Origin of the sequence: Bradyrhizobium sp. BTAi1 (genome assembly GCF_000015165.1) — a bacterium.
Lineage (GTDB): Bacteria > Pseudomonadota > Alphaproteobacteria > Rhizobiales > Xanthobacteraceae > Bradyrhizobium > Bradyrhizobium denitrificans.
This window is the reverse complement of the sequence record NC_009485.1, coordinates 1602569-1625392: the sequence shown is the minus strand read 5'-3', so window position 1 is coordinate 1625392 and position 22824 is coordinate 1602569. Positions and strand designations below refer to the sequence as shown.

Annotated in this window: 23 protein-coding genes and 2 pseudogenes; 11 read left to right on the top strand and 14 right to left on the bottom strand. The window is 59.2% G+C overall.

Annotation, left to right across the window (positions count from 1 at the left end):
* Positions 1 to 24 precede the first annotated feature (24 nt).
* From BBTA_RS07190 to BBTA_RS07180, 3 genes are all read left to right on the top strand, one after another.
* Complete coding sequence (locus BBTA_RS07190; protein ID WP_244424383.1) at positions 25 to 1605, top strand: efflux transporter outer membrane subunit; 1581 nt, start codon at positions 25 to 27, stop codon at positions 1603 to 1605.
* A gap of 31 nt (positions 1606 to 1636) precedes the next feature.
* Positions 1637 to 2428 carry an outer membrane protein gene (locus BBTA_RS07185; RefSeq protein ID WP_041750427.1) on the top strand — a complete coding sequence of 264 codons (792 nt, stop codon included), beginning with the start codon at positions 1637 to 1639 and terminating at the stop codon, positions 2426 to 2428.
* 159 nt (positions 2429 to 2587) lie between these two features.
* Entirely contained in the window at positions 2588 to 2800 is a 213-nt protein-coding gene (locus BBTA_RS07180) for a hypothetical protein (RefSeq protein WP_012041795.1), read from the top strand.
* An 851-nt stretch (positions 2801 to 3651) separates the two neighbouring features.
* On the opposite strand, the gene BBTA_RS07175 is transcribed toward BBTA_RS07180, so the two are convergent.
* From BBTA_RS07175 to tnpA, 4 genes and pseudogenes are all read right to left on the bottom strand, one after another.
* Positions 3652 to 3864 carry a hypothetical protein gene (locus BBTA_RS07175; RefSeq protein ID WP_083780619.1) on the bottom strand — a complete coding sequence of 71 codons (213 nt, stop codon included), beginning with the start codon at positions 3862 to 3864 and terminating at the stop codon, positions 3652 to 3654.
* Between the two features lie 278 nt (positions 3865 to 4142).
* Positions 4143 to 4862 (bottom strand): IS3 family transposase, encoded by a 720-nt coding sequence (locus BBTA_RS07170; RefSeq protein ID WP_012041793.1) that lies wholly within the window; start codon positions 4860 to 4862, stop codon positions 4143 to 4145.
* Positions 4859 to 5149 (bottom strand): transposase, encoded by a 291-nt coding sequence (locus tag BBTA_RS41770; protein WP_012041792.1) that lies wholly within the window; start codon positions 5147 to 5149, stop codon positions 4859 to 4861. The genes BBTA_RS07170 and BBTA_RS41770 overlap by 4 nt, the downstream gene beginning before the upstream one ends.
* Before the next feature lie 34 nt (positions 5150 to 5183).
* A pseudogene (gene tnpA, locus BBTA_RS07160) lies at positions 5184 to 5420 on the bottom strand (IS200/IS605 family transposase); the annotation flags it as partial.
* A 152-nt stretch (positions 5421 to 5572) separates the two neighbouring features.
* Between tnpA and BBTA_RS39935 the strand changes: the two are divergent.
* A pseudogene (locus BBTA_RS39935) lies at positions 5573 to 5662 on the top strand (transposase); the annotation flags it as partial.
* A gap of 377 nt (positions 5663 to 6039) precedes the next feature.
* On the opposite strand, the gene BBTA_RS07155 reads toward BBTA_RS39935, so the two are convergent.
* On the bottom strand, positions 6040 to 8190 hold the full coding sequence (locus tag BBTA_RS07155; RefSeq protein WP_012041789.1) for a methyl-accepting chemotaxis protein: 2151 nt from the start codon (positions 8188 to 8190) through the stop codon (positions 6040 to 6042).
* A 424-nt stretch (positions 8191 to 8614) separates the two neighbouring features.
* Between BBTA_RS07155 and BBTA_RS07150 the strand changes: the two genes are divergently transcribed.
* Together BBTA_RS07150 and BBTA_RS07145 are read left to right on the top strand one after the other, a co-directional pair.
* The gene (locus tag BBTA_RS07150; protein ID WP_041750424.1) at positions 8615 to 8992 is read left to right on the top strand and encodes a PleD family two-component system response regulator; all 378 of its coding nucleotides are present in this window, start codon (positions 8615 to 8617) and stop codon (positions 8990 to 8992) included.
* A gap of 56 nt (positions 8993 to 9048) precedes the next feature.
* A complete protein-coding gene (locus BBTA_RS07145; protein ID WP_012041787.1) occupies positions 9049 to 9927 on the top strand; it encodes a protein-glutamate O-methyltransferase CheR in 879 nt (292 codons plus the stop codon).
* 587 nt (positions 9928 to 10514) lie between these two features.
* On the opposite strand, the gene BBTA_RS38470 is transcribed toward BBTA_RS07145, so the two are convergent.
* Positions 10515 to 11183: a diguanylate cyclase gene (locus tag BBTA_RS38470; protein ID WP_083780618.1), complete on the bottom strand. Its 669-nt coding sequence runs from the start codon at positions 11181 to 11183 to the stop codon at positions 10515 to 10517.
* Here BBTA_RS38470 and BBTA_RS38705 point away from each other — a divergent pair.
* On the top strand, positions 11172 to 11363 hold the full coding sequence (locus BBTA_RS38705) for a hypothetical protein (RefSeq protein WP_148221411.1): 192 nt from the start codon (positions 11172 to 11174) through the stop codon (positions 11361 to 11363). The two genes, BBTA_RS38470 and BBTA_RS38705, sit on opposite strands and share 12 nt — an antisense overlap.
* Positions 11364 to 11483: 120 nt before the next feature.
* Here the strand turns inward: BBTA_RS38705 and BBTA_RS07135 are convergent, their stop codons facing one another.
* On the bottom strand, positions 11484 to 12038 hold the full coding sequence (locus BBTA_RS07135) for a prepilin peptidase (RefSeq protein WP_012041782.1): 555 nt from the start codon (positions 12036 to 12038) through the stop codon (positions 11484 to 11486).
* A 390-nt stretch (positions 12039 to 12428) separates the two neighbouring features.
* Entirely contained in the window at positions 12429 to 12620 is a 192-nt protein-coding gene (locus BBTA_RS07130; RefSeq protein ID WP_041750423.1) for a Flp family type IVb pilin, read from the bottom strand.
* Positions 12621 to 13003: 383 nt separating this feature from the next.
* Here BBTA_RS07130 and BBTA_RS07125 point away from each other — a divergent pair, with 383 nt between their 5' ends.
* From BBTA_RS07125 to BBTA_RS07110, 4 genes are all read left to right on the top strand, one after another.
* Positions 13004 to 14251: a pilus assembly protein TadG-related protein gene (locus tag BBTA_RS07125; protein WP_168167876.1), complete on the top strand. Its 1248-nt coding sequence runs from the start codon at positions 13004 to 13006 to the stop codon at positions 14249 to 14251.
* A gap of 13 nt (positions 14252 to 14264) precedes the next feature.
* Entirely contained in the window at positions 14265 to 14747 is a 483-nt protein-coding gene (locus BBTA_RS07120; protein ID WP_148221410.1) for a TadE/TadG family type IV pilus assembly protein, read from the top strand.
* A 3-nt stretch (positions 14748 to 14750) separates the two neighbouring features.
* The gene (locus BBTA_RS38090) at positions 14751 to 15170 is read left to right on the top strand and encodes a TadE/TadG family type IV pilus assembly protein (protein WP_012041778.1); all 420 of its coding nucleotides are present in this window, start codon (positions 14751 to 14753) and stop codon (positions 15168 to 15170) included.
* 156 nt (positions 15171 to 15326) lie between these two features.
* Positions 15327 to 16214, top strand: coding sequence for a bifunctional diguanylate cyclase/phosphodiesterase (locus BBTA_RS07110; protein ID WP_012041777.1), 888 nt, complete (start codon positions 15327 to 15329; stop codon positions 16212 to 16214).
* A gap of 90 nt (positions 16215 to 16304) precedes the next feature.
* Here the strand turns inward: BBTA_RS07110 and BBTA_RS07105 are convergent, their stop codons facing one another.
* From BBTA_RS07105 to BBTA_RS07080, 6 genes are all read right to left on the bottom strand, one after another.
* Positions 16305 to 16880 carry a tetratricopeptide repeat protein gene (locus BBTA_RS07105; protein WP_244424382.1) on the bottom strand — a complete coding sequence of 192 codons (576 nt, stop codon included), beginning with the start codon at positions 16878 to 16880 and terminating at the stop codon, positions 16305 to 16307.
* A gap of 213 nt (positions 16881 to 17093) precedes the next feature.
* Positions 17094 to 17459, bottom strand: coding sequence for a hypothetical protein (locus BBTA_RS07100; RefSeq protein WP_041750421.1), 366 nt, complete (start codon positions 17457 to 17459; stop codon positions 17094 to 17096).
* 28 nt (positions 17460 to 17487) lie between these two features.
* The gene (locus BBTA_RS07095; protein ID WP_244424381.1) at positions 17488 to 19188 is read right to left on the bottom strand and encodes a type II and III secretion system protein family protein; all 1701 of its coding nucleotides are present in this window, start codon (positions 19186 to 19188) and stop codon (positions 17488 to 17490) included.
* A gap of 300 nt (positions 19189 to 19488) precedes the next feature.
* Complete coding sequence (locus BBTA_RS07090) at positions 19489 to 20451, bottom strand: type II secretion system F family protein (RefSeq protein WP_012041773.1); 963 nt, start codon at positions 20449 to 20451, stop codon at positions 19489 to 19491.
* A 19-nt stretch (positions 20452 to 20470) separates the two neighbouring features.
* Positions 20471 to 21424, bottom strand: coding sequence for a type II secretion system F family protein (locus BBTA_RS07085; protein WP_049795325.1), 954 nt, complete (start codon positions 21422 to 21424; stop codon positions 20471 to 20473).
* A 4-nt stretch (positions 21425 to 21428) separates the two neighbouring features.
* Positions 21429 to 22823 (bottom strand): CpaF family protein, encoded by a 1395-nt coding sequence (locus BBTA_RS07080; protein WP_041750420.1) that lies wholly within the window; start codon positions 22821 to 22823, stop codon positions 21429 to 21431.
* Position 22824 lies beyond the last annotated feature (1 nt).

Genomic DNA, 22824 nt, shown 5'->3' with positions numbered 1-22824 from the left:
TGTTCGGAAATGATCGGGGTTGGAATGCTTAGGTATCGTTCGGTGTTCGCGGCATCCTGCGCGGCGCTGCTACTGTCGAGCTGCGCGGTTGGACCGAAGTTCTCGTCGCCGCCGACGCCGGATGTCGCGCGCTATACACCCGAGCTGCTGTCCTCGCCCCACTCCAGCCCGGAGTCGCCAGGGATCGCCGGCCAGCGATTCATCGAAGGGGGCGATATTCCGACCCGTTGGTGGGCGGCGTTTCGCTCGCAGCCGCTCAACGACCTGATTAGGCTTGCTGTCGACCACAGTCCGACGCTGCAGGCCTCGGAAGCGGCGATCCGGGTAGCGAACTACAACGCACTTGCCCAGCGCGGCTTGTTCTTCCCGCAGATCAGCGGCAGTTCTGGCCCCTCACAAACCCTCCTGACGAACGCCGGAACCGTTTTCGGAGTCCCTCTCGATTCGGTGCCGCAGACTCGATACTCGCTGGTGACCCATCAGGTGACCGTTAGCTTCCTGCCGGATGTCTGGGGCGCTAACATCCGGGCCGTGGAAAACCTGGATGCGCTGACCGAGCAGGCCCACTTCCAGCTCGAGGCCGCCCACCTGGCGCTTACCGCCAACGTCGTCACTGCAGCCATTCAGGAGGCTTCGCTGCGCGGCCAGATCGAGGGAATCGAGCAGGTCATAAAGGTTGTGCGCGAGATACTCGAGCTCCTGAAGAAGCAATTCAATGCCGGCCAGGCTGCGCAGACCGACGTGCTGACACAGGAGGCGGCGCTCGCTCAGGTGGAGCAGACCCTGCTGCCCCTAAGGAAGCAACTCGCGGTACAACGAGACCTGTTGACGGCACTTGCCGGCCAGTTTTCCGCCGACGAGGTTCTCCAGAAGTTCGATCTGAAACACATCGCATTGCCGAGAAACCTGCCGGTGAGCTTGCCGAGCACGCTTGTGCGCCAGCGGCCAGACGTCAGGGCCGCGGAAGCGGCAATGCATGCGGCAAGCGCACAGGTCGGGGTTGCGATCGCCGCCCGTCTGCCTAGCTTCCCGTTGTCCGCGAATGGCGGATCGACCGGCTACAACTTCGCCCAGAGCTTTACCCCAGGCACAGGATTTTACGTGTTGGCTGCGAGTGTCACCGGCCCGATCTTCGATGGGTTTACGCTGTACCACAAGCAGAAGTCGGCCGAGGCCGCGCTTGACCAGGCCGATGCGCTGTATCGCCAGACCGTCATCACGGCGTTCCAGAACGTCGCAGACGCTCTGCGCAGCCTCCAGCAGGACACACCGGCGGTGCAGGCCGCTATCAAGTCGGAAATGGCCACAAAGAAAAGCCTCGATCTGATCAGAAAGCAGCTTGTCCTAGGTCTGGTCAATCAGGCAACGGTATTAACGGCCCAGCAAGCGTATCTCTCCGCCGTGATTGCGCGAGTTCAGGCGGAAGCCACACGACTTTCGGATGTCGCAGCCTTGTTTATGGCGCTGGGCGGCGGCTGGCCAACCAACTGCCCCACCACCGACTGGCGCGCCTGCGTGTTTGACGCGGTCCAGCTGCCCAAGGCTGAAATGCCGAAAGCCGAAATACCCAACCCCGAAATGCCCAAAGACACCACCAAGTCATGAGCCATCCCGGATTGAGTTCGGAGAAACCGCAATGACCAAACGAGTATTGATCGGCGCAGCAGGGCTCCTGGCGGCCGGCCTTGTCGCGAGTCCTTCGTTCGGCGCCGACCAGACGGAACGGGTGTACTACAATTACAGCCGGCCGAAGCCGGTGTTCGAGCCCAATTACGACTGGAGCGGCTTCTATGTCGGAGTCAACGTCGGCGGCGGTAAAGCCCACGCCTGCTGGGATGATGCCTTCAGCTTCGGTGTCTTGAACAGCCCAGCTATTTCCGAGGGATGTCACAGCACGTCGGGCGCAATTGCCGGCGGCCAAGCCGGATATCGCTGGCAGAGTGCGTTCGCGGTGCTGGGTGTCGAGGCGCAGGGCGACTGGGCCAATCTGCGGGGATCGAATATCAGCCAACTCGACCCTACGCTGACGAACCGAACCATTACCGATGCCATCGGCTTATTCACTGGGCAGGCCGGCGCGGCATGGCAGAACGTACTTTGGTACATCAAAGGGGGCGCGGCCATCACGAACGACAAGTATGATGGCCTGATAACCGGAACGAGCGTCCTGAACGACAGGGCCTCTGGAACACGCTGGGGCGGAACGATCGGAACGGGTATTGAAATCGGCTTTGCGCCGAATTGGTCGGTTGGTATCGAGTACGATCACCTCTTCATACCCAGCCGGAGCATTTCGTTCACCTCGCTCAACGCGGCTGTTGCGCCGATCGGAATGCAGACCCGCGTCGATAACGTTCGAGAGGGAGTCGATATGGCCACGGTGCGCGTGAACTATCGATTTGGCGGGCCTATCGTCGCAAAATACTGATCGGACCAGCCTGCAGCTTCGCGTCTTCGATGCCGAGCGAAAAATCAACGCTCGGCGAGCCATGTTCGACTGCACCCGAGGATTTGACGTGACCCAGCCGCGACGTACGAAGGCTGCAATATGGCTTGCACGCTCCGTGGCGCTGCTTTGAGGAGCGCGATGGGCAAGCGTGCCGCCTCCTGGACCGCGTTCATTTCGGCGTTCGCCGCAAGCGCCCTTGCGCTGCGCGTCGCCCTGAACTTGGGGCTCTTTGCAGCAAACGGTGAATCGGTCGGCTGCGATCTGACTCTGCAATCGCGGTGGGCTGCGGTCGCGGCACTTGCCGCTCTCGTATCGGCGATCGCGCAGATAATACGAAGGGCTTCGAGGTAAAAGGCAGGCGGATTCGCCAGAGCGGGGACCTTGCGTCCTTCGTTCTGCTCAAGTTGTGCGCCGATCCCTCCCTATTCGCGGCAGCAGCAAAATGGCAGCCATTGGCTTTCTGCCGCCCGGACCGATATATGCGCCGCGCCGAAAATCAGAATACTATTTCAATAACATACGAGTTCGCAGTTCTGTTCTGAATGGCGCGACGTTTCGCAAGACGCGGGGTCGCCGCTCTGGGCTGGGTGGGTGCGGCCGGGGCAGCTTGGCGAATCCGAGGTGCCCTCAGCGCGGGGGTGAGCGACCTCCTATGTGTCAACACTGCTCTATGGGAACCGCCAAACGCGCGATCAGCGTGACGATCTCATCAAGGTTCTTATTGTCCGCGTCCTCAATGAGCAGGGCAAGCCTCCGAACGCACTCGTCATCACTGAAGACTCGAACACCTTGCGGCGCGGTTGCTGATGTTTGGGTGTACGGCATAAAAGAATTCCCCCAGATTGATTCGCGGGGACCATCATAAGCAAGCCGACGTAACCCAATGTAATGTAAAAGGCCGGTCCGTAAAACTACGAAGGCGTTCGTCTAGAAGAGAGCTCGGATCGTCGCGCTGCTGCCGGACGGCTGCTCGCTTCGAACGCTCCTCGACGCCGGACAATGCACGACCGGCCTGAGTGGCGACCACGACGGAGATGCTACGGACGGGCCGCCGCCGTTTGCCAGTGATGTTCGCGAACATCGCGCAGCGGAGCCACGCAAAAAGGCAGCGAAGACAGGATCATCCGATGATCGGTATTGCTGAGTAAAACAAGAGGCCGCCAACTGAAGCGGCCTCAAATTCACCGTTGAACGGGGAGAAACTACTTTTTGCCGTGTTCCTCCATGTGAAGCTTGGCAGCTTCGTCAGAGTGATGCCTGGCGTGAAGCGCGTGCCCCCTTGCGGTATGTGCATGATGCGCCGCTTTTTCGTGCGCTCCACTTTCATGATGCTTAGCGGCTTCGCCGTGGTGGCGGGCGGCATGCGTATGGTGTTCTGCCGACTGTTTGTGGTGCTCAGCTGCTTTCTTGGACATGGTGTGTTTCCTCCGTTTGTCGCCCCCGCCGGCACAGACTACTCCCACGGAAAGTTGGGAATGCTCACATCTGCGAAATTGTGCTTCTTGCCACAAAACCTTCATGATGACGCTGATCACAATGCTCGTAGGAAAACGAGCAACCCCGCCCTGGGAGTCTCAAACAGGAGGCCCACTTGGAAGGCGGTGCCCGGCCTGGGAGATTGGAGGTTAAGGCGCCATGCAGTAGGGTATAATCTGAAGTGGACCCCAGGAGCAGGACCACTGATGCCGCTTTCTTAGTTGAATTTGAGATACACGTCCTCGTGCTTGAGGCTGCGCCACAGCCGCTCGATGAACACGTTGTCCATCCAGCGGCCGCGGCCGTCCATCGAGATTTGGATGCCGGCGGCTTCCAGCACGCTGGTGAAGGCCGCGCTGGTGAACTGGCTGCCCTGATCGGTGTTGAAGATTTGCGGCTTGCCGAACCGCGACAGCGCCTCCTCCAGGGCGTCGACGCAGAACGACACGTCCATCGTATTGGACAGGCGCCAGCTCAGCACGGCGCGGCTGGCCCAGTCGATCACGGCCACCAGGTAGAGGAAGCCGCGCCCCATCGGAATGTAGGTGATGTCGGTGGCCCAGACCTGGTTCGGCCGGTCGATGGTCATGGCGCGCAGCAGATAGGGATAAATCCGATGACCCGGCGCGGGCTTGCTGGTGCGCGGCTTCGGCCCCAACGCCTCGATCCCCATCTTGCGCATCAGCCGCTGCACCCGCTTGCGGTTGATCCTGACGCCATCCTCGCTGATCAGCCAAGCCATCCGCCGCGAGCCCAGGAACGGCCGGGCGGTGAACAACTCATCGATCCGGCGCATCAGCGCCAGATCATCATCGTTGGCCGGCAGCGGCGTCCGATAAACGCTCGAGCGCGACAGCCCGAGCAGCCGGCACTGGCGGCGGATCGACAGCACGCCATGGGCGCGGTCGAGCTTCGCCCTGCGGTCCGGGATGCTCATCTTCCGGACCTCTTCGCTAAAAAATCCCGCTCCACGATCAACTGGCCGATCTTGGCATGCAGCTTCTCGATCTCACGGTCGCGACCAGCTTCCGCGACCTCTCCAGCACCGGCGTCAAAAGCCCTGGCCGCCTGGTCCAACAGCTGCTTCTTCCAAGCGTAAATCTGGTTGGGGTGCACCTCGTAGCGCTGCGCCAGATCTGCCACGCTCACCTGTTCACGCAGCGCTTCCAGGGCGATCTTCGCCTTCAGCGCCGCGTCGATCTTCCGTCTCGTCTTCTTCGTCATCGTCCGCTCCGTTTACCAAACGGAACGGCTAGATTCCAACTATGCTTCTGGTCCCAAATCTGGGGTCCACTTCAAGCATCATATGAACATGATCGGGCATCAAATGCCCCTCCTCGACCCTGCACTCCTTCTGCAACGCCAACCTGCGGAAAACATCCCCGAGATGCCGCCTCAGCTCGCCGTACAGCACCTTCCTGCGGTACTTGGGAATGAAAACAACATGGTATTTGCACTCCCATTTGCTGTGACTTAGGCTCTCTAAATCGTCCATCGCGAAATTCCCTTTCGTGTGCGTGGAGGCTCACGAGTCGAGAGTTTCGACGATGGGCAACTGAAGGAAATGTCAAACTTCTGCTGCCTCCCCGGCAGAGCCGGGGGACCTCCCTTGTTGGGTTAGGTGTTTCATTGAGCCGGAGGTGGGCGATGAAGAGACGGAAGTTCAGTCGCGAGTTCAAGGTCGAAGCGGTCAAGTTGGTCGGGGAGCGCGGGGTGTCGGTGGCGCAAGCCAGGCGCCACCGTCGGCATAAGCACGCGCGTGCCTTCTGACCGTGCGCCGTCTTGAAATTAACTTGCCACTATACGCTCGAGGGTCGCAATCGCATCCGCAACTCCGTCTTCCGCGCGGATCGCTTCACCCAAGGTCCGTGCGCGGCTGCGCGCCGGAGCAGATCCTGCGAAGTCGAGAGCGCTTGCAAGCACCTCCGTGTCGGGCCGTCGGCTGTTGACAACGTTCGGCGCGACGCCGGCCAGACGCAAACGTTCAGCTCAGAAAAGCGATCGAGATCTACCATTCTGCCTGAGACGGACAAGCCTTCAACCGCATGATTCGCTCCGAACCAGATCGCGATTCAATGCGGCACAATTGCTTTGACTCTTGGAGAGCAGGATATTCAAGCCGCCCGCACGACGTCGAGAAACTTGCCTACCTCCGTTCTCAGATAGGTACTCTCGTTTGACAGCGACTGCGCAGCCGACAGGACATGAGATGAGGCGGCCCCGGTTTCGCTGGCCCCGCGCTGAACATCAACGATATTCGAGGAGACCTCCTCCGTGCCCCGTGAGGCCTGCTGGATGTTTCGAGAAATCTCCTGAGTGGCGGCGCCTTGCTCTTCCACGGCCGCTGCGATCGCCGAAGAGATCTCCGACAGGCGCTCGATCGTCGAGCTGATCTCCTTGATCGCCATCACCGAATCCTGGGTTGCTGCCTGAATGCCGGATACTTGCTGGCCGATTTCGCCAGTGGCTTTGGCGGTCTGCTCGGCGAGGGCCTTTACCTCGGACGCAACCACTGCAAAACCTCGTCCGGCCTCGCCGGCGCGGGCCGCCTCAATGGTGGCATTCAAGGCGAGAAGATTGGTTTGTCCGGCAATGGTGTTGATCAGCTCAACGACGTCACCGATGCGTGCAGCGGCTTTTGACAATTCATTGACCCGCTCATTCGTCGTGCGGGCTTGTTCGACGGCCCCGCTGGCAATCCGGGCCGACTCCTGAACCTGACGGCTGATCTCGTGGACGGAAGAGGTCAGCTCTTCGGCGGCGGAAGCAACCGATTGGACGTTGGTCGAGGCTTCCTCGGAGGCGGCCGCCACCGCGGTCGCAAGCTGCTGGGAACGAGTTGCGGTCGAAGACAGCGTGGAGGCTGATGATTCCAGATCATTTGAGGCAGAGGACACGGTCTCGATGATGTTTCCGACGGCCCCCTCGAACTCGCTGGCGAGCCGCGCCATATCGAATTTGCGTTGCGCGGCCGCCTGCTGTTCGACGGCCTTCACCTCTGCGGCATTGAACCGGACGATGGCCTGGACGTTCTGCATGTTGCGCAGCGCCTCGCCGAGTTCGTCGTCGTGCTCGACTGGAATGCGGTTGTCGAGCTTGTCCATCGCTATATTGAGCATCGTTTCGTTCAGGACTTTCAATGGCCGCAGCACGCTGCGAATGGTTTGCGTTCCAATACATCCACCCAACAACAGGCCGACCAGGAGAATGATGGAAGCTATCACGATCGCGACAATATATTCATGGATGGCCGTATCGTACTCCCGCTGGGCTTCCTTGACCTGGATCTCCACGAGCTTGTCGAGATCCTGCTTGGCGGCCGCAAAGAATTCGCCCGCCTTGCCCGCCAGCAGCAGATTGGCTTCGTCGAACTTGCGTTCGCCAAGCAGAGCAAGCGCAGGCTTAACGGCGTTGTCCGCATAATTCTTGCGCTTCGAGGAGAAGCTTTCTGCAAGGGCTTTTTCCTCTGGCGTGAAATAAGTCGTCAGATAGTCACCCCAGACCTTGGTAATTCGTTCGATGTTCGCGCTGACCTTAGACGCGACGTCGCCAACCGGCCTCTCGGCACGGCCGTTGGCAGCTGCTTCGTATTGCAGCGTCGCGTTTTGCAGCATGCGATCATTGATCTCAAGCAATTGAGACAGCGGCACCGTTCGGTCTTCGTAAATCGATTTCATTCGGATATTGCTGGCGCGCGTCGACAGGATGCCGGTCAGCGCCGCAACGACCATGAACACAGCGAGTACGGAAACGAGCATCGTCAAGCGCGCCTTCAATGTGCCGGTGAAGAACGACAGCCGATCGACGACCGACCGGCGCCGGATCACACCTGCGCTAATCCTGTAGTCCTGCGCCTTCCTGTCGCGCAGCAGCTTGTAGACCTTTTCAGCCTCCTCACGCTGGTCGGCGGAAAGCCTGGTTCGAATTGAGGTATAGCCGACGATCTGGCCGTTCTCACGCACCGGCGAGGCGGTAGCCAGAACCCAATAGAAATCCCCGTTCTTGCGGCGGTTCTTCACCGCGCCAACCCAGGGATTGCCGCCCTTTAGTGTCTCCCAGAGATTAGCGAACGCTTCCGGCGGCATGTCGGGGTGGCGGACGATGTTGTGTGGCTGCCCTATCAGCTCCGCCTCGGTAAAGCCCGACGCAGCGACAAACGCCGCGTTGAAATAGGTCAGTTTCCCTTTCAGATCCGTCTTGGAGACGATGATGGTTTCATCGGAGATCGGATATTCGACGGTCGTCACAGGAAGATTGGTGCGCATCTGCAGACCTAGCTTACGAATTTTGTGACCGATGGAATCAGCCGGTTCCTGATATTCTGATTGGAATGCTTCTAGATTGTTTAACTGTTGAGCACCGTAGGAACACGGAGGGCGCGTTCGGTTTCCGCGTGCATCGACTGCGTTGGGAATTCGCTTTTGCCTAGATCCCAAGAATGCTTCGGTGCACCGTCGGTATTGCCGTGTTGTTTGAAAATGCGACCCGTTGGCGAGCAGTCACTCCATACCGTATTTGTGCGGACCCGAAACTTAACGGGAGGGAGAATACTCAGCGGGTATTCGGCTAAAGAAGCCGCCGAACACGTATCGGCACTGTCGCGGAGTAAACGCCGAGCAGCGGTTGCGTGGAACGCGTTTGAGATTGGTTCGCTCCAGCGCAGTCCGTCTGCCGTCTTTGGGAAGACTCATGAAGACATGCATGGTCGTCGATGACTCCAGTGTCGGGCGGAAGATCGCACGGCGAATTCTAGAAGAACTGGAATTCCGGATCATCGAAGCCAAGGACGGGGAGAAGGCAGTGGAGGCGCGCAAAAGTGATCTTCCCGACGTTGTGTTGCTCGACTGGGACACGCAGGTCACCGACGGATGCGAATTGTTCGGAAACTTGCTTCGTCTGTCGGGCGGCGATCAGCCGATCGTGGTGATCTGCACAACCGAAAGCAATATCGATCACATCTCGGATGCGCTGCATGCCGGATCCGACGAGTACGTCGTGAAGCCTTTCAACAGGGACGCTGTCGTGGCCAGATTCCAAGATATCCGAGATTCCAAGATATCCGACTGATTGACCAGAATTCGCGGATATCTCCGTGATCAATTCGCCTGCTTTCGAGAGCACCCATGATCCCTCCTGACTACGAATTCCTGCGCAAACTTCTCAAGGATCATTCAGGTCTCGATCTGTCGTCAGACAAGCAATACCTGCTTGAAAGCCGGCTGCTCCCATTGGCGCGCAAATCTGGGATGCGCGACGTTAGCGACCTCGTGCAGAAGCTGAAGGGTGGCTCGAGTCCCTTTGTCGCTCAGGTGGTCGAAGCAATGACCACCAATGAGACGTTCTTCTTCCGGGACAAGACACCGTTCGATCATTTTCGCGATGTGATCATGCCAGAGCTGCTTAAGACGCGCGCGGGTCGCCGGAGCGTTCGGATCTGGTGCGCGGCCGGCTCAACCGGCCAGGAACCTTATTCGATCGCGATGTGCTTGAAGGAGATGGGGCTAGCTTTGAATGGTTGGCGAGTTGAGGTTCTTGCAACCGATCTCTCGCAGGAAGTGCTCGAGAAGTCCAAGACGGGACTCTACAGCCAGTTTGAAGTCCAGCGCGGTCTGCCAATTCAGTTACTGGTCAAATACTTCAAGCAGACAGGCGAGCTTTGGCAGATCAATGCCGATCTGCGCGCGATGGTTCAGCATCGCCAGCTCAATCTCCTGCATGACTTTTCAAGGCTTGGTATCTTTGACGTCATTTTCTGCAGAAATGTGCTGATCTATTTCGATCAAGAAACTAAGATCAATATCTTTAATCGCCTGGCCAAGGCGATTGAGCCTGACGGCTTTCTAATGCTCGGCGCGGCTGAGACTCTCGTGGGGCTGATGGACGCGTTTAAGCCGGTGACGGAACGACGTGGTCTCTACAGGCCGACCGGTGCCATGAACAGGCTGGGGAAGATGTCAACCCGAGGCGCGCCTGCATTAACGGCTGGTACCGGGCTTCGATAGGTACGCAACCTTCAATCGCCGAAACTCGTAAGCAGGCACTGCCTTTCGGGTTCGACCAACGCTCGATCAAGTTCACACCCCTGCTTCCGGATCGCGGACGCATCAAACGGCTGCCGAGTCTCCCGAGCGGAAAACCGCGACCTTTCGCCCACACGCAGTTTGCAAGTCTGGCTTGGCCTTATATTCGCACTTTCTCTCGCTGACAGGGGCATCCACAACGCCGCAAACGCAACGCACGCGGACACGCCAACCGAGCCGATAAAGCCTCGCCATGGGTCTCGATTGACAAGTGAACAAAATAGGACACGACCGTCCGGTCAACACGGAATGCGGCCCAATGTTCCGTCCCTCCGCGCAAATTTGCCAGATCGAGCCTGACGCTCTTGAGCTGGCGGGCGGACCAGGTTATCGCAGTGTGTGATGGAGACGTACGAGCGGCGGTCTGCGCGCTGATCGTTGCCGAGGGTCTGCTCGAACCCGAGCGAAACCTACGCTTCGTCTTCAAGAGAATACGCGCGAGGGCGGAGATCTCCGGTATCGAACCAAGTTTGAGCCTGCGGGAATTACGTCCTTTGGCACACCAGCATTTAGACAGAGCCGGCCGGGGATGCACTCATTGAATCGTTCCAGACGATTACGCGGTTCCTTCCCATCGCCTTGGCGACGTAAAGAGCGTTGTCGGCGCGATCAATGGACTGCTCTACGGGTATGTCCGGGTCCAAAAGGGTCAACCCGAACGAGACGGTGACTTGAAACATCTCCTTGCCATTCGCGTCAATTCGCAACGCCCCGAGTTCCTCCCGCAACCGATCAACGACGTCGCGGCCTGCCTTCAGGTCGGCGTCCGGCATAAAGATCAGAAACTCGTCGCCGCCAAATCGAAATATCTTGTCGTAGGGGCGCAGGTGCATGATGATGTGGCGCGCAAAATAGATCAGCACCTTGTCCCCGGTGGCGTGTCCATACTTATCGTTGATAGCCTTGAAGTGATCCAGATCCATCATCGCCAGGGCGCACGGTTGCACGCCGCGCCTTACCAGTTCCCGTTGCTCGCGGAGGCCTGTCAGCAACGATGTGCGGCTCCGCGTCCCCGTCAACGGATCAAGGTTAAAGAGCGTATCCGCGAGTTCACGCTGGACGGTCGCGAGTTCCAGACGCAGACGTTTCACCGAGGTCACGAAGCGTTCGAAGTCCCCGATCTCGATCGGGTCGCCACTCGCGGACGCCCGCAGGAGTCTCGCCGCATGCTGATGCATCCGCTCATGCTCAAGTCCGATCTCTGCGACGCCGGGATGGTATTCAAGCTCGCTTATCCCATCCTTTTAGTACCATTGGCCAAACCGGCACATGCGATGCGCGTCGTCGCTGATATCCCGTTGATCCGGCGCCAGATCACGGTGCCGAAATTCATTTCGGCCCATCGCTCGTGGTTTTAAGCGGCCTGCTCCAGCTCCTTCAGCGCAAGGCGCATTTTCTCGTCGGGCATGGTGGGAATGGGCATCTTGCGCTTCCTCATATCCTGCCGTTGATTGGCTGATTATCGCGCAACGGCACAACTAAGGTTGAAGGAACTGCATGGCGTTGTAAACGATGACGCCGCCCAGCACGGCCACGGCGTAAGGCATAGGATATCCTCCACCGATCCTGATACGCTCCGCCTTGAGCGTCCGGACAAACCCGCTCTTCTTCGCCGAAGGAGCAGCTTCCGCCGCGGCGGATCGAGGCTCGGGCAGACGCTTAAGCCCGTAATGCGCCGCGAGATAGAAGCAGCTGAGCAGCCCGCCGGCCAGAACGATGTCGATCAAGAGCTGTCCAACGCGATCGGGCGGGACAAGAAGTGTCACGGCGCTGATGAGCTTCAGGTCGCCGCCCCCAATGATCTTGACGTGAGCGACGATCCATAGCCCGAAGAATACAATGATGGCAACGAGCAGGCTAAACCAAACCAGCCCGGGTCTCAAAGCAAGACCCTGAGCAAATCCGATCACGGCGATAGCCACCACAAGCTCATTTGGAATGACTCTGTCCTTCAAATCGATGGCAGCGCTGATGCCGAGCACAATCAGGCTCGCCGGCTGACAGATAGCGTGGACCAGAAACAGAAGGCTCATGGCTTCTGTCCACCCGCAAATGCCGCGCGTCCTGGCGCGCGGCGACGACGCCAGCGTCGCTGGTGTAAACTACTAGGCATCGGTACCATTAGCTTGCCACTAATGTATTTGGATATGGCCTCGAGGTTGGCGCCGATGAGCGTTACGCCCACGATGATCACGACAGCGATCGGTGCGGCGAGAAGCCCCTATTCGATCGCGGTGACACCTGACTAAAACTCCATCGAAAGCCAGCCGGCTACCCTTGTAGCGAACTTACGCATCGCATGCCCCATTGTCAAAATCGACAAAATCGGAACGCGCTCATGACGTCCTGATGCGGTTCAACACCGCAACGGCAGTCTGGCGATCACCACATGGCGACGGCCACGGCGTCGCCGGCTGAGACTACTAGGTGCCAGGTACCTTCAGCTTGCCGCCGATGTAGTTGAATATGGCCTGGAGGTTGGTGCCGATGAGCGTCACGCCCACGATGATCACGACAGCGATCAGCGCGGCGAGAAGCCCATATTCGATCGCGGTGACACCTGACTCAGAGTCGATCGAAAGCCAGCCGGCCACCTTTGTAGCGAACTTACGCATCCCATGCCCCTTTGTTCCTGAATACAGATACAATCAATGGTATTGATATTACAGATTGACAATTAAGCGTTGACATAGCTCAACACCCCAAAAGAATACGGTTCCCAAACCCTTGCGCGTTTTTGGACAGCACGTGCCCCGATGCGCCAAGGGCAAGAGCAACGGTATCGGTAACTCTGGCATTATAGTTCATGACGTTGCGCGATTATCGATCGGCGCTCGACGGCAGAGCATTTCGCATCGCGGAACGTTCTAATTTCGAGCAGCCATGTCAGGTCGGCTCGCGTGGAGCGAGCCGACATCGAGCCGTTATGCAACTGACCCGTTTTGCGGCTTCGTCATGTGGCCGCATCGCGGACAGCATCTGTATGGGGTACATTAGGATGCGTATTCGGATCGGCGCCCTGGCACGAAAACTTCGCTGGTCGCACCAGGGCAGCGTCGCCATACAAATGGGCCTGTTAGCGGCCGTGTTGATCGGCATGGCCGCGTTGGCTGTCGACATCGGTTTCGCCATTTACAAGCATCGTCAAATGCAGTCGGCCGCGGACGCGGCGGCGTTCGGCGCCGCAACCGCACTGGCAACAGGCCATCCCGCCGATTTCAGGACCGAGGCGTATGCGCTCGCGGCCGCCGTCGGCTATGTCAACGGCGTCGATGGCGTCGTGATCACCGTCAATCATCCGCCGGTCAGTCCGCCGGCCAGCGCCGCGCATGCCGCGGATCCAACCGCGGTCCAGGTGATCATCACCCAGCCTCAGACTCTCATTCTCGTTGGATTGTTCGGCTCGGGGATTTTCAAGCTGGGCGTAAGCGCGGTGGCGCTCCAGGGCAATGCGGGCCTCTATTGCGTTTTTGCGCTGGACCCTACGGCCTCCGCGGCGGTTTATCTCAACAACAACGCCGCCGTGAATGCTTGCGGCGTCGGCGCCAACTCCAACAGCAACAGCGCCCTCACGCTCAACAACAACGCCTTGATCACGGGCCCCGTTTCGGTGGTCGGGAAGTGGTCGCTGGCGAACAACGCCAGACTTACCGGCACGCCTCAAAAGCAGAATGCCGCGGCGATGACGGACCCCTACGCCGGCGTCCCGCTGCAGCCGCCGCCAGGCCCTTGCACAAATCCGCCTGCGTCCGCCTCCACCGTGCATATCCTCAACCCCACCGGGGAAGTCCATTTATGCCGTTTGAATTACAGCAATAACGTAACGCTCAACCTCGACCCCGGCGCCTATTACATCGACACTCAACTAAGTCTGCAAAACAACGTGACGGTGAACGGAACCGGCGTCACGCTGATCATCAATGGCAATTACGCCATGTCCCTTGGGAATAATTTGACGATGAACCTCACGGCCCCCACAAGTGGAGAATATACCGGTCTGGTCTTTGCCAGCCCCCGGACTGCGACTTCAACGAGTACTCAGAGATTCAGCAACAACACGATCCTGAACCTAAATGGCGCCGTCTATTTTCCGAATCAGATCCTCCAGTTCGACAACAACGCGACGCTGAATGCCCGCACCTGCGGTCAGCTGATCGCTCGCAAGATCGCGATTTACAATAACGCCACTCTCGGCTCTCAATGCGCCGTTCCGATCGGTGGCAGCGCGTCTCGGCTTGTCGAGTAGACGAGGAGCATTTATGACCCCGACCAAGACGAGATTTGGAAAACTGTCCGGACGCCGGAGTGAATCGGGCACGGCGGCCATCGAGTTCGCGCTGTTTATCCCATTCCTGTTCATTCTACTGGTGGGGACGGTCGATCTCGGGTTCGCCATGTATGAGGCAATGCAGGTGAGCAATGCGGTCGAAGCAGGCATGCTATATGCGGCCAAGAACGGTTGGGATTCCGCGGGCATTACCAATTCGGTACTCAATGCGAGCAGCGTCTATCCGGGCGGCACGCCGGCCCTGACAGCCACTCCGGCTCCATCGCAGTTTTGCGGCTGTCCACAAGCAACCGGCATCGCGGTGGCGACATGCAGTTCGACTTGCCCCGACGGGAGCGCTGTGAGCCAATATGTTCAGGTCAACGCGGCGCTCAATCACCTGAGCATTTTGTCCCTTCCCGGTCTGCCGGTGCCGAGCACATTTACCGCGAAAGCGGTGGTCAGGGTGAACTAGGCGATGGCGCCAATCCTGAAATCGCGAACTCGGCCTCGTCGGAGCGGCGCAGTCGCCATTGAATATGGCTTCGTCCTGCCGGTGCTGTTGCTGTTCATCTTCGGAATCATCGACATCGGCCGCCTGCTATGGACATTTACGACCTTGAGCCGGGCGACCGAAGCCGCCGCGCGATGCGCCGCCGTCAATAGCACGGCGTGCGCCAACGCGGGCCTGATCCAAAATTATGCCGTAGGCGAGGCATGGGGGCTTGATGTCACGGCTGCGGCCTTCACGGTCACGCAACCTGCCTGCGGCAAGCAGGTGAGCGCAACCTATACGTTCCAGTTTGTCATCCCGTGGTTTTATGGGACTTCAACGTTTGGCAGCGCCAACACCATGACGTTGAGCACGACGGCATGCTATCCGCCGCAATATCCGTAGCGGGCGTTGCGCAAGATCGCACACCAGCGCGTATATCACCCGTTCCAGGCCGGGATCTGTAGTTGATCTGGATCAAGCCGATCCGCGTCCGAGATTCACATCACGGTAAGCACCGGAATCTCATTCTGCGATCCGGCGATTGCGGAACCTGAGACGATGCTAACCCAGGCCGATCTCGCACTCTATCGGGCAAAGGACGAAGGCCGTAACCGCTATTGCTTCCACGCCGAGGAACTCGACCGGGAAGTGCGCGAACATTTCACGCTGACCAACGAACTGCGCGCCGCGCTCGATAACCATGAGCTCGAACTCTACTACCAGCCACAGGTCGAGCGTACCTCCGGCCGGATCGTCGGGCTGGAAGCGCTGGTTCGCTGGAACCACCCGCGACGCGGCCTGCTATTGCCCGATCTCTTCATTCCCCTTGCGGAACAAACAGGGACGATCTGCCCCCTTGGTCACTGGGTGTTGGATCAGGCATGCCGGCAGTTCAAGGCCTGGCGGGACCAGGGAATCGCCCCATCTCGCCTGGCGATCAACGTCTCCGCGGCGGAGTTGTGCATTTGCACGGGGTTCGAGGAGGATTTGGCTGAGGACCTGAAACGATGGAGCATTGGTCCCGGCGAAATCGAACTCGAGCTTACCGAGTCCGTCTTGATGGAAACCACGCAGATACATGGCGATGCCCTGGCACGGGTCCCGCGGCTCGGGGCGAGTATTGCGATCGACGACTTCGGGACCGGGTACTCCTCTCTCGCCTATTTGAGTGCCTATCCGGTGGACCGTCTCAAGCTGGCGCAGCGCTTCATCCTCGGCATCCCGGAAAACGCCAGCGCTATCGCGATTACCAGGGTGATGCTGAGTCTGGCGCGTGAACTCGGCATCAATGTCGTTGCGGAGGACGTTCAGACCAAGGTCCAGCTCGATTTCCTTGTCTCCGCCGGCTGCCTGGTCGGGCAAGGCTTTTACTTCAGCAAGGCCGTGCTAGCCGAACGCGCCACCGAGTTCCTGCGCCGGGGTCTCGTCGAAACGGCTGCCCTCTGATTCCGATTGAAGCGTCGGTCATGGCGAGATGATTGTGTTCGATGCAACGCAACGCTCCGCGCCGCCAGCCCCGCTCGATACAGAATACATCTACTGCGGAGGCAGCTCGCGCTCAATGAATCGATAGCTTGAATTCAGCAGATTGATGTTGTTGAGAACCGTCGGGTTATCAGGTTCACGCCGGTAAGCTTCCATGAATTTCGTCCGAGCGGCGGTCAGTTTTCCGCGCAGCATGTAGGAGTAACCAAGGTTATTGAGAATTTGCGTGGTTTCTCCACCCAGCTTGATGGCTTGGCCATACGCGTGGTCCGCCAGATCGAAACGCCCAAGGCGGTCATAGCTAGCGGCAAGTCCGATCCATGCACTCACGTCCTTCGGAGCCTTTTCGACCGCACTCTGGAAATACTTCTCGGCTGTTCCGTAAATCCCGCGATTGAAATATTCCTCGCCCAACCGCAAGGGTTCATCTGAAGGATAATATTTGACGTCCCCAGGCTCTGAGATCGTCACGGTGGTTCCTGCATCGTCGACGACCGCGACCGAGCCCGCTACGGTTTCGCACCCTCCAAGCGCGATTGTGAGCAGTCCTGCAGACAACAAATGAAAAATGCGCGCCATATCGATTCGAAATGCCCTTCGTCCGCCGATCTGAAGTTCGTGCACCACCTGCCGCGAATTCGTCTCAGGGACATCTCGAAAAGCGGTGCTAGAACCATAAGCTTGCTAGTACCCATGACTTTCCGAATCTCGTGTGGGAATACGGTAGCAACGACTCACGAATTTCGGAAAGCGGATGCTAGAGTCTGTAACTGGTGCCCGGGCGCTTCAACTCGGGAGAGTTCCGGCTAGAGCTGCATCCGGGTGATTGTCCCGCGCGCCCTACTGCCCGCCGCCATAGCCTCCCCCGCCGCCACCGCCACTACTGCTCGCGGTTGGAATAATGATCGGGGCGAGGGTCGGCGCAGCCGCGGCCGTACCCGGACCACCCGGGTTCCGGTAGCGTGTGACTGCACCGACCATGCGCTCGCCATTTGCGGGAATGCGCCGGTTACGGACATGGCGCGGCCAAGGGGCGATGATGTGGGTGACCGCATTCACCTCTCTGGCGTCACCGGAGGTCACCGAAATCGTATCGATCCGCTGAAAATACCGAGCCATTTCATCCCAAAACGGGTAGTCCGCCGCCCGCGCATCGCCAGAGGCGATCAGGATCAGGAGTGCGACCAAGCCGGTCATTTTCGTCATTCGAACCTTCCTTCCCAACGTCGCGCCATCATTTCGGTTCGAGGGGCATCATGTGACCATAGGGCCCTACATTCGCCCCACCAGATGTCAGGTAATCGGTATATTGCTTGCGGACTTCCGGTCGGCCCATCAGGAACAGGTCGACATCGTTGCCGGGAAGCTGTTTGTCAAATGGCGTCGCCAGGGCCTGGCCCGGAGCCGCTGGCGCGACAAGATGAGGCGTGACGATCACCACGAGATCAGTCTCTTTCTGCTGGTACGACGTGCTGCGGAACAGCGTCCCGAGAACGGGCACCGAACCGAGCCAGGGCAGTTGTCCGACGTCCCGCAAATTATCCGACTGAAGAAGACCGGCAATCGCGAAGCTCTGCCCGTCGCGCAGTTCGATCGCCGTCCGCGCCTCGCGTTTGCTCAACGCCGGGACAAGAGTACCGGAGATCGCAACGGCGTTCGTGTAATCGAGCTCGCTGACCGAAGGCGTCAGGCGCAGATTGATAATTCCGCTAGCGAGCACGGTTGGAACGAACGTCAACTGCACGCCGAATGGCTTGTACAATACGGTGATGACAGGGGTCGTGCCCGACGAGGACTGCACGGAAGGCACGGGATATTCTCCGCCCGCGAGAAAGCTCGCCGTATCGCCGGAAAGAGCGACGAGATCCGGCTCCGCGAGCCGCCTTGCGAGTCCTTTCTTTTCCAGCGCAGTGATAAGAACGTCGACGCTGCCGCCCTTGTTAGCAAGATTGAAAAGCCCAACGCCGAAGGGCGCGCTCAAGGTGCTTCCAGCGAACGTTCCGATTGTGTTGAACACGGGAACCCCGGCGCTCGTAGCCGTGGGGCCAGCCTGGCTGATGGCGCCCGTTCCGGTATTGATGCCACGTGTTCCGCTGGCATTGGCACCGAACCAGTTCACGCCGATTTCCCGCTCCGCCTGGCGGCTCACTTCGATGAAACGAACTCTCAACATCACTTGCTGCGACGCAGCGACGCGCATCGCGTTGATGACGTATTTTTCTGGATCCTTTCCTTCCGGCGGCGTCGCCATTCCCCTGGCGATCGCGACTGCCTTTTCGGCATCCACGGCATCCCTCGCCTCGCCGCTCAACACAATCTGGTTGTTGCTACTGGAGACGCGGATGCCGGGGCTGTTCGTTCCGGAGCGAATCTTGCTAGCGATATTCTGGATATCGATCGTGACTTCCAGTCCGATCACGCCGATCACATTCTTGTCTTGATCGAATAGGGTAACGTTGGTGGTTCCGATTTTTTTTCCCTGAATGTAGACTATGCGATCGGACATCGGCAGAACATCGGCAATATCTGGAGCTCCAACGAGCGCCGAGGCAAATGGCTTATCCAGTTTGATCGTGCGCGACTTGTCGCGCGTCACCGAAATCTGCCGCGCTGGCACAGGGTCATCCTGAACCACGCGCACCTGCGACCTCGCCGGACCGATGCCGTAGATCCCGATGCTGATGGTCGCAGCCATCAAAGCCACGGCTGCCCACGTGTAGCCCATCACCACGCGGCCCGAAAAAAGTCCTCTGAACACCGATGGCGTTCCGCTTTGTGGGGCCAGGCCAATACCGCCTACCAACCTGTGGAACATGCCTGCCTCTTTCGGGATATTAGACAAAGCCATTTTCGGAACGTTCGGCGCGGCTGGCCAAGTCCCATGCATCGTGATCCCTGGCGCCGCCATCGAACACGGAACGAGCGCGCCAGCCATTCAATTGCCGCCCAACCAAAATAACAGCCATCCCCCAAGCGGCGGATTCAATTGCGACTCATTCGCTCGAAAGCGACAAACCTCATGCTCCAGCTCGAAGCAAATGCCCAAAAGCGATTTTACAAAGAGATGCAACCTTTTGTTGAAATTAGATTAATGTCAATGGCGGACGAGGGCGCACTTGACGCTATCATCGCAATACCGTCCAGGTGTTGCCCAAATGCCCCGTCGCCCATCGCCCGCGGTTCGATTTCGCCGGCATGGCCGGACGCTCCGGCTTTCCCGTCGCCAATGACCGCTTCAATGAAACCCACGCTGGAACATATCGATCAATCGCAGGGCAGCCGGTCCGCCGACGAGCAGAAAGACCGTAGGCATGATGAACAGCATCACCGGAATGGTCAGCATCGCCGGCAGCCGGCTTGCCCGCTCTTCCAACAGCATCATCTGGTCATTGCGCATTTCCACTGCCCCCACCCGCAGCGATTGGGCAAGTGGCGTTCCGAGTTGCAGGCTCTGGGACAGCATGCTCACGACTGATCGCACGCTCGGAATGTCGTTGCGAGCAGCGAAATTGGTGAGCGCCTGCGCGCGACTGGGCAGGACATTGATTTCCGCCCAGGTCAGAACGAGTTCATCGGCGAGCGCCGGTTGCGCCTCCCTGAGCTCGTGAGCGACCCTATGAAGCCCTTCCTCGAGAGACAAACCGGCCTCGACGCAGACCACCAGCAATTCGAGCGCATCCGGCAGCCCTGACGCGACGGCCTTGGTCTGCTGCCTGACAACGTGATCGATATAGAAGATCGGTGAAATCCAGCCCACGATCGCGGCTACGATCGCAGCCATGATCGGCAGCCACCAGCGCGCCCCAGAGAAGGCCCAATGCACCGCCGCCGCGGCTGTCAATGTGGCAAAGCTCAAGGCAAAAACAACCCTGGCGACGACAAAATATGACATTGCCCGATCGGCCGGCACACGGAGGTACGAAAACAGCCGGATGATCTGCTGCAGCTCCGTCTTCGAGACGCCGACCGCCAGCGAAGGAAGCTGCTGCACGATCGTTGGATGTGCCTCTCCCGGCGCTGCAGCCTCTGCCATCGCGGCTTGCGGCAGGGCCAGATTGACGCGCCGCGCCAGCGCGTCCGCATGCACCAGAATGCTGGAAGCAATCAGAACCGCGCCACCCGCAGCCAGCACAATTATGCCAAACAGCCCCATCAGGTCAGCGAAAGTCAGAGAGTTCCAGAGCTGCCACGCATTCATGGCTTCGCCTCTACTTCCGTCACGCGTTGGTTACGCTGCGCATCATCTTCCGCATCGTAAGGAACGATAGCAGCAACAGAGCGCCAGCCAGCACGAGAATCAAATGGCCGCGCGGGTCCGTCCATAAGGGGGTGAGATAGCGCGGTTGGACGACGAGCAACGCTCCGGTGGTCAGAATCGGTATCGCTCCGAGAGTATAAGCGGTGAGGCGAATTTCACCGGTGGCGGCTTTGGCCTTGAGGCGGGCCGCGCGGCGTTTGCGTATGATGTCGGAAAGACTTTCCAGCGTCGCCGTGAGGTTGCCTCCGGTCGCAAACTGCAGCGTCATGGCTACGGCAAAAAAGCGAAAATCCGGCAGCCCTATTTCCCGGCTGTTTGTATCCAGGGCTTCCTCGAGCGGAACGCCAATTCGCAGCTCATCGGCGATCAAGCCGAATACTCTGCTGACGGGTGGGGATCCGTCGACAGCGACAGTCCGCATCGCCACCGTGATCGGCAGGCCGGCCCGGAGCATGCGAGCGACGGTGTCGACCGCGTCCGGAAACAAGTCGACGAACATGCGTTCGGTCTGCTTCTGCTCCCGGGAAAGAAGAAGGCGCGGCGCGAAGAATGACGCAGCCGCGCTCGCCGCCACCGCGAGCAATGACGAGAGACCGAGGAGCTGCTGAGTCAGGAACCACATCCCGCCGGCCGATAGGGCGGCTATTAGCAGGAGCTTGAGCGCGCCGGACCGCATTGCCCAAGTGTATTTGATTCCGATCGTGAATATGCGCCGCACCCGCGCGTCGAATTTTCTGGTTTTCAACAGCTCGCCGAGCCCGTCCGCGAACCCCGGCGTCTCCCTTTTGCCAGCGACAAGGTTCACGCGTTTCTCTATCTCCAGGCGTGTTCTTCGGCCCATCAGCAGCGCCGCCGTCAGTACGACCCCGCCGATCAGCAGCAGAACAAGCGCCAACCCGATGACGGACGACATGAGTCTATTCCTCGGTTGCTTTCTCCAGAACGCCAAGCGACCGCAAGAACGCAGAGGCTAATCCGAAATATTCCAGCCGCGAAAGAAATTGCGGCCGGACCTGCGTCGGTTCGAAACCTCCGCGGAGGGTGCCATCCGGGTTTTCGCCCTGGTATTTGTAGGTGAACAACGAACCGAGGGTGATGACCTCCCCTTCCAATCCGACAACCTCCGCAACTTCGGTCACCCGGCGAACCCCATCGCGCATGCGCTCGGCATGCACCACAAGGTCGAGCGCGCTGACGATCTGGGTGCGAATCGCCCGCATCGGCAAATTGCCGCTTCCCATCAGGATCATGTTCTCGATACGTCCCAACGCATCGCGCGCGGAGTTGGCATGAACCGTCGACATGGAGCCGTTATGCCCTGTGCTCATCGCCTGCATCATGTCAAACGCCTCTGCTCCACGAACCTCCCCCACGATGATCCGGTCCGGCCGCATTCGAAGGGCGTTGCGCATCAGGTCACGCTGGCTGATTTCGCCGCGCCCTTCGACATTGGGCGGACGCATCTCCAGTTGAATGACGTGAGCCTGCTGAAGCTGGAGCTCGGCAGCATCTTCTATCGTGATGATGCGCTCGCCCGGATCGATCATGCGCGAAAGAGAGTTGAGCAGGGTCGTTTTACCGGAGCCGGTACCGCCGGAGATGATAATGTTCAGACGACAACGCGCGGCGATCTCGAGCGCGCTTGCGAGCTCCGGCGAAAGCGTACCTCCGGTGACAAAGCTTGCGAAATCCATCATGGACCTGGAAAACTTGCGGATCGAAATACAAGGACCTCTGAGGCTGAGCGGCGGAATGATCACGTTGACACGACTGCCATCCGCCAATCTTGCGTCCAGCATGGGACTTGATTCATCGATGCGCCTGCCGATCGACGATGCAATGCGTTGCGCCACATGCAGAACGTGCGCATCGCTGCGAAATTGCAGCTTGGTCAACTCCAGCTTGCCCCGCCGCTCCACATAGATCATGCGCGGCCCGTTGACGAGGATATCGGCTACCGACAGATCCCGTAGGAGCGGCTCGATCGGTCCGAGTCCGACCATTTCGTCGACGATGCTGGCGCTGAGAACGCGCTGCTCATCCTGGTTCAGGAGGATTTTTCGTCCAGTCGCGATCTCGGCCACCAATTTATTGACGGAGACCATCAGGTCTTGCTGGCTGATCCGCACCGCAACCAATGGCTCGATACGCAGAAAAATCTGGTCGCGGATGAAGTCCTTCGCCTCGGAGACCGTCGGCCTCGTCGAGGCCTTCATCAGGGCATCGGCGACCGCGGTTGCCTGCCGCAGGTTCGTCGGAGCCAGCTCCGCGGCAGGCGTTTCGCTGGCGGTTTTTCTGCCGAACTGGCCCATG